The organism is Streptomyces sp. MI02-7b, from assembly GCF_033793585.1.
In the GTDB taxonomy this organism is placed as follows: domain Bacteria; phylum Actinomycetota; class Actinomycetes; order Streptomycetales; family Streptomycetaceae; genus Actinacidiphila.
The window spans coordinates 53,445-69,802 of the sequence record NZ_JARAWX010000036.1 but is presented as its reverse complement, the minus strand read 5'-3'; the positions used below and the strand labels follow the sequence as shown (position 1 = coordinate 69,802).

10 protein-coding genes are annotated in these 16,358 nt (G+C 72.8%); all 10 read left to right on the top strand.

The genetic code is table 11. The features are described from left to right. The coding region (locus tag PV364_RS37360; RefSeq protein ID WP_415924663.1) for an ATP-binding protein at positions 1-2,050 on the top strand (2,050 nt) is incomplete at its 5' end. Positions 2,051-3,143: 1,093 nt separating this feature from the next. Next, the gene (locus tag PV364_RS37355) at positions 3,144-4,682 is read left to right on the top strand and encodes a PucR family transcriptional regulator (RefSeq protein WP_319665383.1); all 1,539 of its coding nucleotides are present in this window, start codon (positions 3,144-3,146) and stop codon (positions 4,680-4,682) included. Between the two features lie 88 nt (positions 4,683-4,770). Then, positions 4,771-6,216, top strand: coding sequence for an aldehyde dehydrogenase family protein (locus tag PV364_RS37350; RefSeq protein ID WP_319665382.1), 1,446 nt, complete (start codon positions 4,771-4,773; stop codon positions 6,214-6,216). A gap of 499 nt (positions 6,217-6,715) precedes the next feature. Next, a complete protein-coding gene (locus PV364_RS37345; RefSeq protein WP_319665381.1) occupies positions 6,716-8,653 on the top strand; it encodes an acyl-CoA dehydrogenase family protein in 1,938 nt (645 codons plus the stop codon). Between the two features lie 77 nt (positions 8,654-8,730). Further along, the gene (gene dxr, locus PV364_RS37340; RefSeq protein WP_319665380.1) at positions 8,731-10,008 is read left to right on the top strand and encodes a 1-deoxy-D-xylulose-5-phosphate reductoisomerase; all 1,278 of its coding nucleotides are present in this window, start codon (positions 8,731-8,733) and stop codon (positions 10,006-10,008) included. Further along, on the top strand, positions 10,005-11,330 hold the full coding sequence (locus PV364_RS37335) for a site-2 protease family protein (RefSeq protein ID WP_319665379.1): 1,326 nt from the start codon (positions 10,005-10,007) through the stop codon (positions 11,328-11,330). The genes dxr and PV364_RS37335 overlap by 4 nt, the downstream gene beginning before the upstream one ends. 101 nt (positions 11,331-11,431) lie before the next feature. After that, positions 11,432-12,586, top strand: a complete 1,155-nt coding sequence (ispG, locus tag PV364_RS37330; protein WP_319665378.1) for a flavodoxin-dependent (E)-4-hydroxy-3-methylbut-2-enyl-diphosphate synthase — start codon at positions 11,432-11,434, stop codon at positions 12,584-12,586. 142 nt (positions 12,587-12,728) lie between these two features. Continuing rightward, the gene (locus PV364_RS37325) at positions 12,729-13,574 is read left to right on the top strand and encodes a GNAT family N-acetyltransferase (protein WP_319665377.1); all 846 of its coding nucleotides are present in this window, start codon (positions 12,729-12,731) and stop codon (positions 13,572-13,574) included. A gap of 14 nt (positions 13,575-13,588) precedes the next feature. Further along, positions 13,589-14,122 (top strand): GNAT family N-acetyltransferase, encoded by a 534-nt coding sequence (locus PV364_RS37320; protein WP_319665376.1) that lies wholly within the window; start codon positions 13,589-13,591, stop codon positions 14,120-14,122. Positions 14,123-14,191: 69 nt separating this feature from the next. After that, complete coding sequence (locus PV364_RS37315; protein WP_319665375.1) at positions 14,192-15,880, top strand: proline--tRNA ligase; 1,689 nt, start codon at positions 14,192-14,194, stop codon at positions 15,878-15,880. The last annotated feature ends 478 nt before the right edge of the window (positions 15,881-16,358 follow it).

Sequence of the window (16,358 nt, the reverse complement as noted above, 5' to 3'; positions counted from 1 at the left end):
CCCGGGCGCCACCGCGCCCGCCGGCCCCGACGGCGCCGGGTTCGTCGCCTGGCTGCGCGCGCCGCGCCCCACCGCGGAGCCCGGCGTGTGGCGCGAGGGCCACCGCCCGCGACCCGCGGACGACCCCGAGGCCGTGCCGGGCCGCCAGCTCGTCAGCGGCGCCGTCATCGCCTTCCTCGGCGGCTGGCTCCTGTGGTCCCTGCTGTGGAACGGCTACCTCGGCAGCTACTGGCTGTGGCCCCTGCTCGCCGTCACCCCCGACTCCTGGCGCCATGCCGGCGGCAATCAGACCGCCTACGCCTGGGCCTCGTACCTCTACTACGCGATCGTCGGCGGCGCGCTGCTGATCTTCTTCGCCCGGCTCGGCCGCTGGCCCGAGATGTGGCGCCGCTACATCACCGCCCCCCTCCAGCGGGCCCGCGAGGAGGACCCGGCCGCCTCCGGCCGGCCGCCCGCCGACCCGCGGCAGGACCCGGCGGAATTCCCCGCGCTGCGCGACGGCGGCGCCGTCGACGCCGCGGACCGGCTCGCCGGTGACGCGCGCGACGGGCGGATGAACGACGTCGACTTCGCCCGGCTGACCCGCGCCTGGCAGTCGGTGCGGTCCGAGCCCGGCCGGCTCCCCGCCTTCACCGACACCGTGCTCCGCTACGGCGCCGCCGCCTGCGCCCACCCCAGCGGCGCCCGCGACCTGCCGGTGCGCGCCGCCCGGCACGACCTGTCCGCAGGACAGGTCCGCATCGGCACCGCCGCCGAGGACGAGCGCAACCCCCGCACCCACCGCGGCGCCGGGTTCGCCCTGGACACCTCCGTGCTCGGCACCTCCCTGCTCGCCGTGGGACCACCCGGCTCCGGCAAGACCGTGCGCATCGTGCGGCCGGTCCTGGAGTTCATGTGCCTGCAGGCCCTCGCCGGGCGGGCGGCCGTCGTCGCCGTCGGCACGGACGGGGCGCGGCTCGCCCCGGACGAGTCCTTCGACGTCGTCGTCAAGATCGGCCGTCCCGACTCCGCGTACGACCTCGACCTCTACGGCGGCGCCGGCGACCCCGACGAGGCCGCGGGCTTCCTCGCCGAAGCCCTGGTCGGCGACCTCGCCGCCGCCCTCCCCGGCGGTGACAGCCGGCGCGCCGCCACCGCGCTCGCCCAGCTGCTCGGGCCCTTCCACGCCGCCCACGGCCGCTTCCCCTCCGTCCCCGAACTGCGCGAACTCCTCGACGGCACACCCGCGGCGCTGGCCGCGCTGCGCGCCGCGCTCCAGGACCGCGGCCCCGTCGCCCAGGCCCAGCTGCGCGAACTCGACGCCCGCGAACGTCAGTCCGCCCGCCCCGGCGACGCGGGACCGCTGCTCGCCGACCGCATCGCCCTCCTCGACCGCCCCGCGTTCGCCGGCTTCTTCGACACCACCGGCGGCAGCCACCCCTTCTCCCTGCGCGGCCTGGAACACCCCCTCCGGGTCCGCATCGACCTCCCCGAACGCGGCCACGCCGAGGTCTCCCGCATCCTCGCGCGGCTGGTCCTCGCCCAGTTCGCGGAGTGCGCCGTGGCCCGGCAGGACCGTTCCCTCTTCGCCTGCCTCGTCCTCGACGACGCCTCCCACACCGTCACCGCCGAGTCGGTGCGCGGCCTCCAGCGCATGCGGTCCGCCAACGCCGGGGCCGTCCTCACCCTGCGCACCCTCGACGACGTCCCCGAGCCCCTGCGCGCCGCCCTCCTCGGCGCCGTGGGCTGCCGCGCCGCGCTCTCCGGGGTCACCGCCTGGGACGGGGCCCGGTTCGCGGAGGTCTGGGGCAAGGAATGGGTCGACGTCCAGGACGTCACCAACCGCCAGATCATCGCGGACGAGCCGCTCACGCGGGTGCTGCACACCGTGCGGCGGCTCGTCACGGGCAAGGCGGTCACGGCGGAGTCCGTCACGGTGCGCAAGGTCGAACGGGAGCGGTGGTCCGCGTCGGACCTGGCCCACGTTGTCCCTGCGGGGCACGCGGTGCTGTCGCTCACGGCGGCGAGCGGGGAGCACGCCCCGCCCGTCCTGGTCGACCTCCGGTCGTAGGTTTTTCCCCCGCCCGCCCTCCCGTGTGCCCGGCGCGGTCAGTCACCCCGGCGCGCGTTTCGTGGGGGCCGGGTGCGGGGCCTCCGGGGCTGGCCATTCTGGACAGCACATTTAGGTGCCTCAAGCAGCCTCAACTGATCACCCCGGGTCATGCACCCAAATATGCTCCACAGTCCAGAACACCCACCCCTACGACCCCGCCCCCTCCGTAGGTTGTCGCGCCTGATCCCCGGTGGGGGGTATAGAGGCGGTCCGGGTGACCCCGGTTGCCCGGCTCCACCCCCACCAGCGGCCGTCGCGAGGGCCAGGGGGTCCGGGCCTGTTCCCCTGTAGGGGTACGGGGGCGGTTCGGGGTGCCGTGGTTGTCCGGCTCCACCTCCACCAGCGGTTGTCGCGGGGGCGGGGGGTTCTTCCGGTATCCCCGCCCCTTCCGTGTGTGTTCGTGCCTGATCCCCGGTGGGGTACGGGGGGCGGTCCGGGTGACCTCGGTTGCCCGGCTCTACCCCCACCATTGGCCGTCGTGAGGGCCAGGGGGTTCGGGTCTGTTCTCCGGTGGGGGTACGGGGGCGGTTCGGGGTGCCGTGGTTGTCCGGCTCCACCTCCGCCAGCGGTTGTCGCGGGGGCCGGGGGTCCTCCGGTGGCCTGTCCAGGTCGTGACCTTCGCCCCTCACGCGTGCCGGGGCGGGCCCCGCCCCTCTCCCGGTGTGGGCGCGATGTGACGGCTGCCTGGGCAGCTGCGTGCGTTGCGCCGACGGGGCCCCGGGCACGGTGCCGCCACTACCCCCCCACCGGGGATCAGGCGCGATACGAAACGGAGGGGGCGGGGTCGGAGGGGTGGGCGTTCTGGACTGTGGAGCATATTTGGGTGCATGACCCGGGGTGATCAGTTGAGGGTGCGTGAGGCACCGAAATGTGCTGTCCAGAATGGCCAGCCCCGGAGGCCCCGACCCCGGCACCCCACGAAACGCGCGCCGGGGCGCACAGACTTCCTGGGGCACACGGGCGGGTGGGCGGGGGAAAAACCTGGCGGCGCCGCAGGTATACGGTGAGGCAGAATCGGAAGAGACCGTACTCCGCGATGGAGAAAAAGACCGTGCCGCCAACCCTCGCCTCACTCCTGCGGAACCCCGCCCTGAAGCTGACCGCCCTCGCCGCAGGCGACCACGCGGACGCGGCGACCGTCCGCTGGGTGCACACCAGCGAGCTGGACGACCCCGCGCCGTACCTGGAGGGCGGGGAACTGCTGCTCACGACCGGCCTGAAGCTGGACAGCGGGGCACCGGACGCGCTCGCGCAGTACGTGACCCGGCTGGCACGGGCCGGCGTCGTGGGGCTCGGCTTCGGCGTGGGCCTGAGCCACGACACCGTGCCGGAGGCGCTCGTGGAGGCCGCGGAGACGCACGGGCTGCCGCTGCTGGAGGTGCCGCGCAAGACGCCGTTCATCGCCATCAGCAAGGCCGTGTCGGCGGCGATAGCCGCGGAGCAGTACCAGGCGGTGACGGCCGGCTTCGAGGCGCAGCGGGAGCTGACCCGGGCCGCGCTGGCGCCGGACGGGACGAGCGCGCTGCTGGCCCGGCTCGCGGCGCACCTGAACGGCTGGGCGGCGCTGTACGACGCGTCCGGCGCGGTGGTGGCCGCCGCCCCGGACTGGGCGGGCCGCCGTGCCGCACGGCTGGCCGGCGAGGTGGACCGGCTGCGCGGGAAGCCGGCGCCGGCGAGCGCGGCCGTGGCGGGCCCGGCGGGCACGGAGGACCGGGTGCAGTTGCAGTCGCTCGGCACGGGCCGCCGCCCGCGCGGCTTCCTCGCGGTGGGGACGGAGGAGCGGCTGGACACCTCCGCCCGCTACATCGTGCACGCGGCCGTGGCCCTGCTGACGCTGTCCCTGGAGCAGTCCCGCACGTTGCAGGACACCGAGCAGCGCCTCGGCGGCGCGCTGCTGCGGATGCTGCTCGTGGGGGAGGCCGAGCACGCCCGTACGGTGGCGGGCCGGCTGTACGGCGGGCTGCTGGAGGCGCCCGTGCGCGTGCTGGTGGCCGAGCCGGCGGAGGCCGCCGTCGAGGCCGTGGGTCTGCTGGCCGAGCGGGTGGAGGCGGCGGCGCTGCGCTCGGCGGAGCCGGTGCTGGCGGTGCGTGACGGGGACCGGTTGACCGTCCTGGCCTCGGCGGAAGGCGCTGTGCTGGCCGCGTGCCTGGCGGCGCTCGACAGCGACGACGACCTCGTGGCGGGACTGTCCGCCGCGGTCGGTTCCGCGGCCGTGCCCGCCGCCCATGAGCAGGCCGGACGGGCGCTGGCGGTCGCGCGCCGACGCGGCCGCAGCGTGGTCGAGCACGACGAGGTCGGCTCCGGTTCGGTGCTGCCGCTGCTGAGCGAGGACGCCGTGCGGGCGTTCTCGGACGGGCTGCTGCGTCCGCTGCGGGAGCACGACGCCACCGCCCGCGGCGACCTCACGGCCTCTCTGCAGGCCTGGCTGTCCCGGCACGGCCAGTGGGACGCCGCCGCGGCCGACCTCGGGGTGCACCGGCACACGTTGCGCTACCGGATGCGGCGCGTGGAGGAGATCCTGGGCCGCTCGCTGGACGACCCGGACGTGCGGATGGAGCTCTGGCTCGCCCTGAAGGCCGCCGGCCGCTGACGGCACGTGCCGAAACGGCGCATCGCCCCAGGGCCGTACTCCTCCGTGGACAAGCCCGTCCGGGTGCCGCCCGTCCTACCGTGTCCGCATGAGCACCCCCACCGCCTTCTGGCTCGCCGGCCGCCCGGTCACCGGCGAGGACAGCTTCGATGTCGTGAACCCGTACGACGGCAGCGTCGTCGCCTCGGTCGGCGTGCCGACCGAGGACCAGGTCGAGGAGGCGGTCGCGGCCGCCAAGGCCGTCGAGGCTGAGTTCGCCGCCACCCCCGCGCATGTGCGCGCCGCCGCGCTGGACCACGTGTCCAAGCGGCTGGCCGAGCGCGCCGAGGAGATCGCGCGCCTGATCACCGCCGAGAACGGCAAGCCGATCAAGTGGGCGCGCGGCGAGGTCGGCCGCGCCGTCTCGGTGTTCCGCTGGGCCGCGGAGGAGGCGCGCCGCTTCAACAGCGGTGAGGCGCAGCGACTGGACACCGACGCGGGCGGCGTGGGCCGTCTGGCGCTGACCCGCCGGTTCCCGCGCGGCAGCGTGCTCGGCATCGCGCCCTTCAATTTCCCGCTCAACCTGGTGGCGCACAAGGTCGCCCCGGCGATCGCCGTCGGCACGCCGATCATCCTCAAGCCGGCACCGTCCACCCCGCTCTCGGCCCTGGTGCTGGGCGAGATCCTGGCCGAGACCGAGCTGCCGGCCGGTTCCTGGAGCGTGCTGACCGTTCCCAACGACCGGATGCCCGCGCTGGTCCAGGACGAGCGCCTGCCCGTCGTCTCCTTCACCGGCTCCGACCGGGTGGGCTACCAGATCATGGACTCGGTGCCGCGCAAGCACATCACCTTGGAGCTGGGCGGCAACGCCGCCGCCGTCGTGCTCGCGGACTGGTCGTCCGAGGAGGACCTGGAGTGGGCCGCGAGCCGCATCGCGACCTTCGCCAACTACCAGGGCGGCCAGTCCTGCATCTCCGTGCAGCGGGTCGTCGCGGACGCGGCGGTGTACGACCGGCTGGTGGAGAAGGTCGTGACCGAGGTCAGGGCCCAGGTCACCGGGGACCCGTCGGACGAGGCGACCGACGTCGGCCCGCTGGTCGACGAGAACGCCGCCCGGCGCGTCGAATCCTGGGTCGAGGACGCCGTGGCCAAGGGTGCCAAGCTGCTGACCGGCGGCGCGCGCGACGGTGCCGCCTACGAGCCCACCGTGCTGGCCGACCTGCCCGCCGACGCGATCATCGCCACCGAGGAGGTCTTCGGCCCGGTGCTGTCGCTGCACAGGGTCGAGGGCACCGACGAGGCGTTCGCCGTGGTCAACGACTCCAAGTTCGGCCTGCAGAGCGGTGTCTTCACGCACGACCTGCAGACCGCCTTCCGTGCCCACCGGGAGCTGGAGGTCGGCGGGGTCATCATCGGCGACGCGCCCTCGTACCGCGCCGACCAGATGCCCTACGGCGGCGTCAAGGACTCCGGCGTCGGGCGTGAGGGCGTCAAGTACGCGATGGACGACTACACCTACGAGCGCGTTCTCGTGCTGACCGGGCTCGCCCTGTAGGCCATCCCTCCAGCGGCCGGGGCGCATGTGCGGTGCGCCCCGGCCGCGTTGTCCTCCCCGACTCTCCGTGAGGCGCTGGCCCTTGGCGTCCGGCCGGCGGGGCGGCCCGGGCGTTCACCCGGGTGGAGCCGGGCGCCGAGGCGAATCCCCCGGAACCGGCGCGGCCGCCCCGGGGCACTCCCGCTCCGGTGCCGTACGGGAGGTGCCCGCGGGTGTCGCGGACGGGTGTCCCAGGAGCCCGCCGCGGTCGTCGGGGCCTCGAAGAACGCCCCGCGGAGATCGTGTTGACACCGCGTCAGTCACGGCCCGCTCGCCGCCGGCCCTCGCCACCGCGGCGCTCGCCGCCGACGTCGGGCGCGCCCCGGCCGCCGTGCCGCCCGAGGCGGCCGCAGGGCACCGCGGGCCCGGCCCGCGGTGCGCGAGGGCTGGTGACCATGCCGGAACCGGGGTACTAACGAACACGTAGCACCGGTCGGTAACGACGCGAGGTGATGCTCCCATGTCCGCAAGTTCAGCCCGCCCCACCGTCTCGGAACGCGAAGCACGCCAGGTCGCCGAGGCAGCCCGTGAACAGGAATGGCGCAAGCCCAGCTTCGCCAAGGAACTGTTCCTGGGACGCTTCCGGCTCGACCTGATCCACCCCCACCCCACACCGTCGACCGAACAGGTCCAGCGTGGCGAGGAGTTCCTGGCCAAGCTCCGCGACTTCGTCGAGACGAAGGTGGACGGCGCGCTGATCGAACGCGAGGCGCGCATCCCCGACGAGGTCATCGACGGGCTCAAGGAGCTCGGCGCCCTCGGCATGAAGATCGACCCCAAATACGGCGGCCTCGGTCTCACGCAGGTCTACTACAACAAGGCGCTGGCCCTGGTCGGGTCCGCCAGTCCCGCCGTCGGCGTGCTGCTCTCCGCGCACCAGTCGATCGGCGTGCCCCAGCCGCTCAAGATGTTCGGCACCCCGGAGCAGAAGGAGCGGTTCCTGCCGCGCTGCGCCCGTACCGACATCTCCGCCTTCCTGCTCACCGAGCCCGACGTGGGCTCCGACCCGGCGCGCCTGGCCACCACGGCGGTTCCGGACGGGGACTCCTACGTCCTCGACGGCGTCAAGCTGTGGACCACCAACGGCGTGGTGGCCGATCTGCTGGTCGTCATGGCCCGGGTGCCGAGGAGCGAGGGCCACAAGGGCGGCATCACCGCCTTCGTGGTCGAGGCGGGCTCGGAGGGCATCACCGTCGAGAACCGCAACTCCTTCATGGGTCTGCGCGGTATCGAGAACGGCGTCACCCGCTTCCACCGGGTGCGGGTCCCCGCCGCGAACCGCATCGGCCCCGAGGGATCCGGTCTGAAGATCGCCCTGACCACCCTCAACACCGGCCGCCTGTCGCTGCCCGCGTCCTGCGTCGCGGCCGGCAAGTGGTGCCTGAAGATCGCCCGCGAGTGGTCGGTGGCCCGTGAGCAGTGGGGCAAGCCGATCGCCGAGCACGAGGCCGTCGGATCGAAGATCGCCTTCATCGCGGCGACGACGTTCGCCCTCGAGGCCGTCATGGAGCTCTCCAGCCAGATGGCCGACGAGAACCGCAACGACATCCGCATCGAGGGCGCGCTCGCCAAGCTCTTCGCGTCCGAGATGGGCTGGGTCATGGCCGACGAGCTCGTCCAGATCCGCGGCGGCCGCGGCTTCGAGACCGCCGAGTCGCTCGCCGCACGCGGCGAACGGGCCGTACCGGCCGAGCAGTTGCTGCGCGACCTGCGCATCAACCGGATCTTCGAGGGCTCGACGGAGATCATGCACCTGCTGATCGCCCGCGAGGCCGTCGACGCCCACCTGTCGGTGGCCGGCGACCTCATCGACCCCGACAAGGCCCTCGGCGACAAGGCCAAGGCGGGCATGAAGGCCGGCGGCTTCTACGCCCGCTGGCTGCCGAAGCTGGTCGCGGGCCCCGGCCAGCTGCCGGTGTCCTACGGCGCCTTCCACCCGTCGGGCCACCCCGACCTCGCCGTGCACCTGCGGTACGTGGAGCGCAGCGCGCGCAAGCTCGCCCGCTCGACCTTCTACGCGATGTCCCGCTGGCAGGGTCGGATGGAGACCAAACAGGGCTTCCTCGGCCGTGTGGTGGACATCGGCGCCGAACTGTTCGCGATGAGCGCGGCCTGCGTCCGCGCCGAGATGCTGCGCAGCCGCGGCGAGAACGGGCGCGAGGCCTACCAGCTCGCCGACGCCTTCTGCCGCCAGTCGCGGCTGCGGGTGGAGGAGCTGTTCGGGCGCCTGTGGGCCAACACCGACACCATCGACCGCAAGGTGGTCACCGGCGTCCTCGGCGGCGCCTACACCTGGCTCGAATCCGGCATCGTCGATCCCTCGGGCGACGGCCCGTGGATCGCCGCGACCGACCCCGGACCCTCCGGCAAGGAGAACGTCCACCGGCCGATCCGCTGAACGGCCGGCCGCAGCCGAGGGCACCGCTTCCCGGAGGCGGTGCCCTCGGCGTGCCGCGGACCCGACACAATGGAGGGATGACCGACTCTCTCGCCGACCCGCACCTGCGGCCGACCGGACCGGACACGGCCACCGCCGCCCACGACGGCCCCCGCGACATCGTGATCCTCGGCTCGACCGGATCGATCGGCACCCAGGCCATCGACGTCGTGCTGCGCAACCCCGACCGCTTCCGGGTGGTCGCGCTGTCCGCGGCCGGCGGCCGGGTCGGACTGCTCGCCGACCAGGCGCTGCAGCTGGGCGTCGAGGCGGTCGCCGTCGCCGACGAGAAGGCCGCGGGCCCGCTCCGCGAGGCCCTGGCCGAGCGGTACGGGAGCGACCCGCAGCCCGAGGTGCTCGTGGGCCCGGACGCGGCGACCGAGCTGGCCCGCAGGCCCTGCCACTCGGTGCTGAACGGCATCACCGGCTCGATCGGGCTGCGCCCGACGCTGGCCGCCCTGGAGGCGGGCCGCGTGCTGATCCTCGCCAACAAGGAGTCGCTGATCGTCGGCGGCCCTCTGGTGAAGGCGGTGGCCAAGCCCGGCCAGATCGTGCCCGTGGACTCGGAGCACTCCGCGCTCTTCCAGGCCCTGATGGGCGGCGCCCGCTCCGAGGTGCGCAAGCTCGTCGTCACGGCCTCCGGCGGCCCCTTCCGGGGACGGACCAAGGAGGAGCTGGCCGGGGTCACCCCGCAGCAGGCGCTGGCCCACCCCACCTGGGACATGGGACCGGTGGTGACCATCAACTCCGCCACCCTGGTCAACAAGGGGCTGGAGGTCATCGAGGCCCACCTGCTCTTCGACATTCCCTTCGACCGCATTGAGGTCGTCGTCCACCCGCAGTCGTATGTCCACTCGATGGTGGAGTTCACGGACGGTTCGACCCTGGCCCAGGCCAGCCCTCCGGACATGCGGATGCCGATCTCGCTGGGCCTCGGCTGGCCCGAGCGGGTGCCCGACGCCGCGCCGGGCTGCGACTGGACGAAGGCCGCGACCTGGACCTTCTTCCCGCTCGACGACGAGGCGTTCCCGGCGGTGGCGCTCGCGCGCCGCGTCGGTAGCCTCGGGGGTACCGCCCCCGCGGTGTTCAACGCGGCCAACGAGGAGTGCGTGGCCGCGTTCCTCGCGGGCACGCTGCCCTTCACCGGCATCGTGGACACTGTCGCGCGGGTGGTGGAGGAACACGGCACCCCCGCGGCGGGAACTTCTCTCACGGTCGAGGACGTCCTCGAAGCGGAAAGCTGGGCACGGGCCCGTGCCCGGGAACTGGCTGCGGAACAAGCGGAGCAGGCGACAACGGAGGCGGCACGCGTATGACGGCACTCATGTGGGTCCTGGGGCTCGCGGTGTTTTTCGTGGGTCTGCTGGTCTCCATCGCCTGGCACGAACTCGGCCACCTCTCCACCGCCAAGCTCTTCAAGATCCGCGTTCCCCAGTACATGGTCGGCTTCGGGCCGACCATCTGGTCCCGACACAAGGGCGAGACCGAGTACGGCGTCAAGGCCGTCCCGCTCGGCGGCTACATCCGCATGATCGGCATGTTCCCGCCCGGTGACGACGGCCGGATCACCGCCCGGTCCACCTCGCCCTTCCGCGGGATGATCGAGGACGCCCGCTCGGCGGCGTACGAGGAACTGCAGCCGGGCGACGAGACCCGGATGTTCTACACGCGCAAGCCGTGGAAGCGCGTGATCGTGATGTTCGCCGGGCCCTTCATGAACCTGATCCTGGCCTTCGGGCTCTTCCTGATGCTGTTCATGGTCTTCGGCCTCCAGACCCAGACCACGACGGTCGGCTCGGTCTCCGACTGCGTCATCCCGGCGTCCGACACCAAGGCCCTGGACGCCAAGGACCCCTGCGCGCAGGGCACGTACCCGGCGGCGCCCGCCAAGGCGGCCGGACTGCAGAAGCGCGACCGGATCGTGGCCCTGAACGGGGTCAAGGTCGACGACAGCCAGTGGTCGGTGCTGCAGCAGGAGATCCGCAAGACGATCGGCCCCGCCACCATCACCGTGGTGCGCGACGGCAAGACCGTCGACCTGCACGCGAACCTGATCGCCAACAAGGTCGTCAAGACCGACAGCCAGGGCCTCGTGGTCAAGGGCCAGTACGTCCAGGCCGGTTTCCTCGGCTTCACGCCCGCCAACGGGGTGGTGCGGCTGGGCTTCGGCCAGTCGGTCGACCACATGGCCACGACGGCGGAGGACGGGGTCCGGTCGCTCGGCGCGCTCCCCGGCAAGATCCCCGCGCTGTGGAACTCGGTCTTCAACGGCGCCGAGCGCCAGCCCGACTCCCCGGTCGGCATGATCGGCGCGGCCCGCCTGGGCGGTGACGTCTTCTCTCTGCCCCTGCCGGCCACGCAGAAGATCGCCCTGATGGTGAACCTGCTCGCCGGTGTCAACCTGGCCCTGTTCCTGTTCAACATGCTGCCGCTGCTCCCGCTGGACGGCGGCCACATCGCGGGCGCCCTGTGGGAGTCGCTGCGGCGCAACCTCGCCCGCGTCTTCCGCCGCCCCGACCCGGGCCCGTTCGACGTGGCGAAGCTGATGCCGGTCGCCTATGTGATCGCCGGCGTCTTCATCTGCTTCACGGCCCTGGTCATGGCCGCGGATCTCATCAATCCGGTGCGTTTGACCTAGGCGCGATGTCCTCGGCGTGGGTGGGGTGACGTAGTCTCGTTCAACGGAGCCCGCCCACGCCGCCGGGACCTCGATCCGCGTACTTTGGGGATGCCACGCACATGACCGCGATTTCGCTCGGGATGCCGTCCGTTCCGATCAAGCTCGCCGACCGCCGCAAGAGCCGCCAGATCCAGGTCGGATCCGTGGCCGTCGGCGGCGACGCACCGGTCTCCGTCCAGTCCATGACCACCACCGTCACCGCGGACATCGGCGCCACGCTGCAGCAGATCGCCGAGCTCACCGCCTCCGGTTGCCAGATCGTGCGGGTCGCCTGCCCCTCGCAGGACGACGCCGACGCCCTCGCCACCATCGCGAGGAAGTCGCAGATCCCGGTGATCGCGGACATCCACTTCCAGCCGAAGTACGTGTTCGCGGCGATCGACGCGGGGTGTGCGGCGGTGCGGGTGAACCCGGGCAACATCCGGCAGTTCGACGACAAGGTGAAGGAGATCGCCAAGGCGGCCTCCGACGCCGGTACCCCGATCCGGATCGGGGTGAACGCCGGGTCGCTGGACAAGCGCCTGCTGGAGAAGTACGGCAAGGCCACGCCGGAGGCGCTGGTGGAGTCGGCGCTGTGGGAGTGCTCGCTGTTCGAGGAGCACGGTTTCCGTGACATCAAGATCTCGGTGAAGCACAACGACCCGGTGGTGATGGTCAACGCGTACCGTCTGCTGGCGCAGCAGTGCGACTATCCGCTGCACCTGGGGGTGACCGAGGCGGGTCCGGCGTTCCAGGGCACGATCAAGTCGGCGGTGGCGTTCGGTGCGCTGCTGAGCGAGGGGATCGGGGACACGATCCGGGTGTCGTTGTCGGCTCCTCCGGCGGAGGAGGTCAAGGTCGGTATCCAGATCCTGGAGTCGCTGAACCTGCGGCAGCGGCGGCTGGAGATCGTGTCGTGCCCGTCGTGCGGGCGGGCGCAGGTGGATGTGTACAAGCTGGCCGATCAGGTGACGGCGGGTCTGGAGGGCATGGAGGTCCCGCTGCGGGTCGCGGTGATGGGTTGTGTCGTCAACGGTCCCGGTGAGGCGCGCGAGGCGGATCTGGGGGTGGCCTCGGGCAACGGCAAGGGGCAGATCTTCGTGAAGGGCGAGGTCATCAAGACCGTGCCGGAGTCGAAGATCGTGGAGACCCTCATCGAGGAGGCCATGAAGCTCGCCGAGCAGATGGAAGCCGACGGCATCGCCTCCGGCGAGCCCTCCGTCTCCGTCAGCTGACCCCCTCCCCCCGCATGCGCACCGTCCCGCCCCTGTCGCCGCTCCCGTCCCGGGATGCGGGCGGCAGGGGCGGAACGCGCTGCGGCGGGGTAAAGTTCGGGGACTTCCCCGACCACCGCTGCCCGTACGGTGAGGCGCCCACGTGTTGACGACCACGACGACCAAGGTCCTGGAACCCGGAGAACTCGACGCCGTCCTCGCGGTGCTCGACCGGGACCCGGTGGCCAACGCCTTCGTCGCCTCCCGGGTCGCCGTCGCCGGGCTCGACCCGTGGCGACTCGGCGGCGAGTTGTGGGGCTGGTACTTCGGTGGCCGGCTGGAGGCCCTGTGCTACGCGGGCGCCAACCTCGTGCCCATCTGCGCCGGCCCCGAGGCCGTGCGCGCCTTCGCCGACCGGGCGCTGCGCTCGGGCCGCCGCTGCTCGTCGATCGTCGGCCCCGCCGAGTCCACCGCCGCCCTGTGGTCGCTGCTCGAACGCAGCTGGGGACCGGCCCGTGAGATCCGTGCCCACCAGCCGCTGATGGTCACCCGGGCCCTGCCCGCCGACGTCGAACCCGACCCCGGGGTGCGCCGGGTGCGGCGCGACGAACTGGACCTCATCATGCCCGCGTGCGTGGCCATGTTCACCGAGGAGGTCGGGGTCTCCCCGCTCGCCGGCGACGGCGGCCTGATCTACCAGGCGCGGGTCGCCGAACTCGTCTCCACCGGGCGCTCGTTCGCCCGTATCGAGGACGGCCGGGTGGTGTTCAAGGCCGAGATCGGCGCCGTCACCCGGCACGCCTGCCAGATCCAGGGCGTCTGGGTCGACCCCGACTACCGGGGCCGTCGGCTCTCCGAGACCGGCATGGCGGCCGTGCTCAACTACGCGCTGCGCGACGTCGCGCCCGTGGCCAGCCTCTATGTCAACGACTTCAACGCGCCCGCCCGGGCCGCCTACCGCCGCGTCGGGTTCACCGAGGTCGGCGCTTTCATGAGCGTCCTGTTCTAGTAGTGTCGCCGCCCATGGATGACGTGGCGGTCGAGCCGATCGACCTGGCGGCGCGGGTGGACGAGGCACTGGCCGTCCAGGCGGTCGCCTTCGGGCTGGGCGCGGAAGAGGTCGCCATCCGCCGCCAGATCGTGCTGCGCCACCTCGGCTTCCCCGGTGTCCGCGCGCTCGGCGCCCTCGCCCCGGACGGACGGCTGGCCGGCTTCGTCTACGGCATGCCCAACCACCGCACGCACTGGTGGTCCACCGTCGTCGAGCCCTACCTGCGCCGCACCGGCACCGACGACTGGCTCGACGACGCCTTCACCATCACCGAACTGCACGTCCACCCCGACTTCCAGTGCCGCGGCATCGGGCGCACGCTGATCACCGCCATCACCGACGCCGCCACCCAGCCGCGCAGCATCCTGTCCGCCATCGACACCGAGAGCCGGGCCCGGCGCCTGTACCGCGCCCTCGGCTACACCGACCTCGCGCGGCCGGTGCACTTCCCGAGCGCCACCAGTCCGTACGCCGTGATGGGCGCCTGGCTGCCGCTCCTGCGGTAAACGGTTTCCGGCCGCACCCGGCGGGTCGATATCCTCGCCGCAACGGCACGAAACCCCCTGGAGAGCCCCATGGTCCTGCGCATGTCCCGGCTGATGCTCAAGACGCTGCGCGACGACCCGGCCGACGCCGAGACCGCGAGCCACAAGCTCCTGGTCCGGGCCGGATACGTCCGCCGCTCCTCGGCGGGGGTGTGGACCTGGCTGCCGCTCGGCAAGCGGGTCCTGGAGAACGTCTCGCGCGTCGTCCGCGAGGAGATGGACGCCATCGGCGGCCAGGAGGTCCTCCTGCCCGCACTGCTGCCGCGCGACAACTACGAGGTGACGGGCCGCGCCGGCGAGTACGGCGACCTGCTCTTCCAGCTCCGCGACCGCAAGGGCGCCGACTACGTGCTCGGCCCCACGCACGAGGAGATCTTCACCCAGCTCGTCAAGGACCAGTGCGCGTCCTACAAGGACCTGCCGGTGATCCTCTACCAGATCCAGACCAAGTACCGGGACGAGGCCCGGCCCCGCTCCGGCGTCCTGCGCGGCCGCGAGTTCCAGATGAAGGACTCGTACTCGTTCGACACCACCGACGAGGGCCTGGCCGAGGCGTACCGCCTGCACCGCGAGGCGTACATCAAGATCTTCTCCCGCCTCGGCTTCGACTTCCGGATCGTCTCCGCCGTCTCCGGCGCCATGGGCGGCTCGGCCTCCGAGGAGTTCCTCGCCCCCGCCGCGGCCGGCGAGGACACCTTCGTGGACTGCCCCGCGTGCGACTACGCGGCCAACACCGAGGCCGTCACCACGGTGGTGCCCCCGGTCGAGGGCGTGGACCACCCGGCCCTGGAGGAGGTGGACACCCCCGACACCCCGACCATCGAGACCCTGGCGGCGCACCTGGGTGTCCCGGCCTCCGCGACGCTGAAGAACCTGCTGGTCAAGGTCGACGGCGAGATCGTCGCCGTCGGCGTCCCCGGCGACCGCGAGGTCGACCTCGGCAAGCTCGGCGAGCACCTCGCCCCGGCCGAGGTCGAACTCGTCACCGCCGAGGACTTCACCGGCCGCCCGGACCTGGTCCGCGGCTACGTCGGCCCGCAGGGCCTGACCGGCGTCCGCTACCTCGCCGACCCCCGCGTCGCCCCCGGCACGGCCTGGGTCACCGGCGCCAACAAGCCCGACACGCACGCCCGCAATGTCGTCGTGGGCCGCGACTTCGAGGTCGACGAGTACCTCGACGTCGTCACGGTCGAGCCCGGCGACCCCTGCCCGCGCTGCGGCGCCGGCCTCAAGCTGGACCGGGCCATCGAGATCGGCCACATCTTCCAGCTCGGCCGCAAGTACGCCAACGCCTTCGAGCTCGACGTCCTCGGCCAGAACGGCAAGCCCGTCCGGGTCACCATGGGCTCCTACGGCATCGGCGTCTCCCGCGCCGTCGCCGCGCTCGCCGAGCAGACCGCCGACGCGCAGGGCCTGTGCTGGCCGCGCGAGATCGCCCCGGCCGACGTCCACGTCGTCGCGGCGGGCAAGGCCCTGCAGACCGAGCTTGCGCTCGAGGTCGCGGAGAAGCTGCACGCCGCGGGCGTGCGGGTCATCGTCGACGACCGTGCGGGCGTCTCGCCCGGCGTGAAGTTCACGGACGCGGAACTGCTCGGGGTGCCGACGATTCTGGTGGTCGGGCGGGGGGCGGGCGACGGTGTCGTCGAGCTCAAGGACCGGCGGTCCGGGGAGCGGGAGGAACTCTCCGTGCCGGACGCGGTGGCGCGCCTCTCCGCGTAGCCGCGCCGCTACGCGGGCTGTGCGGGGAGGCTTCTTCCCCGCCTTCCCGCCCTTGTACCCGGCGCGGAAGTTGGGGGCCCTGCGCTCTGTTCGTGTGGGGGGGTCGGTGCCGCGCCGGGGTGCGCCCCCAGCTACCGCTGGGAGGTGCCCCCACGGGGCTCGCGGTTTGGCCCCACATCGTCCGGCATCGGGCCCCGCGGTCTCCGCTCGTCCCTCCCCCAGCTACCGCTGGGAGGTACCCCCAGAGGGGGCACCCCGCCACACCCCCTCCCGGGTCGGTTGCGCGTCCTGACGGCCGGTGGGGGTGCTGTCGGCGGTGACGGCTGAGCCCTTTGGTGGCGTTGCGCCAACGGTTGCCCGAGCACGGTGCCGTCTCTACTCCCCACCGGGGATCAGGCGCGACAACCTGCGGAGGGGGCGGGGTCGTAGGGGTGGGTGTTCTGGACTGTGGAGCATATTTGGGTGCATGACCCGGGGT

Coding starts and splice junctions, on each gene's coding strand:
- PV364_RS37345 (WP_319665381.1), top strand. CDS start 6,716: ATGTCCGCAAGTTCAGCCCGCCCCACCGTCTCGGAACGCGAAGCACGC.
- PV364_RS37335 (WP_319665379.1), top strand. CDS start 10,005: ATGACGGCACTCATGTGGGTCCTGGGGCTCGCGGTGTTTTTCGTGGGT.
- ispG (WP_319665378.1), top strand. CDS start 11,432: ATGACCGCGATTTCGCTCGGGATGCCGTCCGTTCCGATCAAGCTCGCC.
- PV364_RS37350 (WP_319665382.1), top strand. CDS start 4,771: ATGAGCACCCCCACCGCCTTCTGGCTCGCCGGCCGCCCGGTCACCGGC.
- PV364_RS37320 (WP_319665376.1), top strand. CDS start 13,589: ATGGATGACGTGGCGGTCGAGCCGATCGACCTGGCGGCGCGGGTGGAC.
- dxr (WP_319665380.1), top strand. CDS start 8,731: ATGACCGACTCTCTCGCCGACCCGCACCTGCGGCCGACCGGACCGGAC.
- PV364_RS37315 (WP_319665375.1), top strand. CDS start 14,192: ATGGTCCTGCGCATGTCCCGGCTGATGCTCAAGACGCTGCGCGACGAC.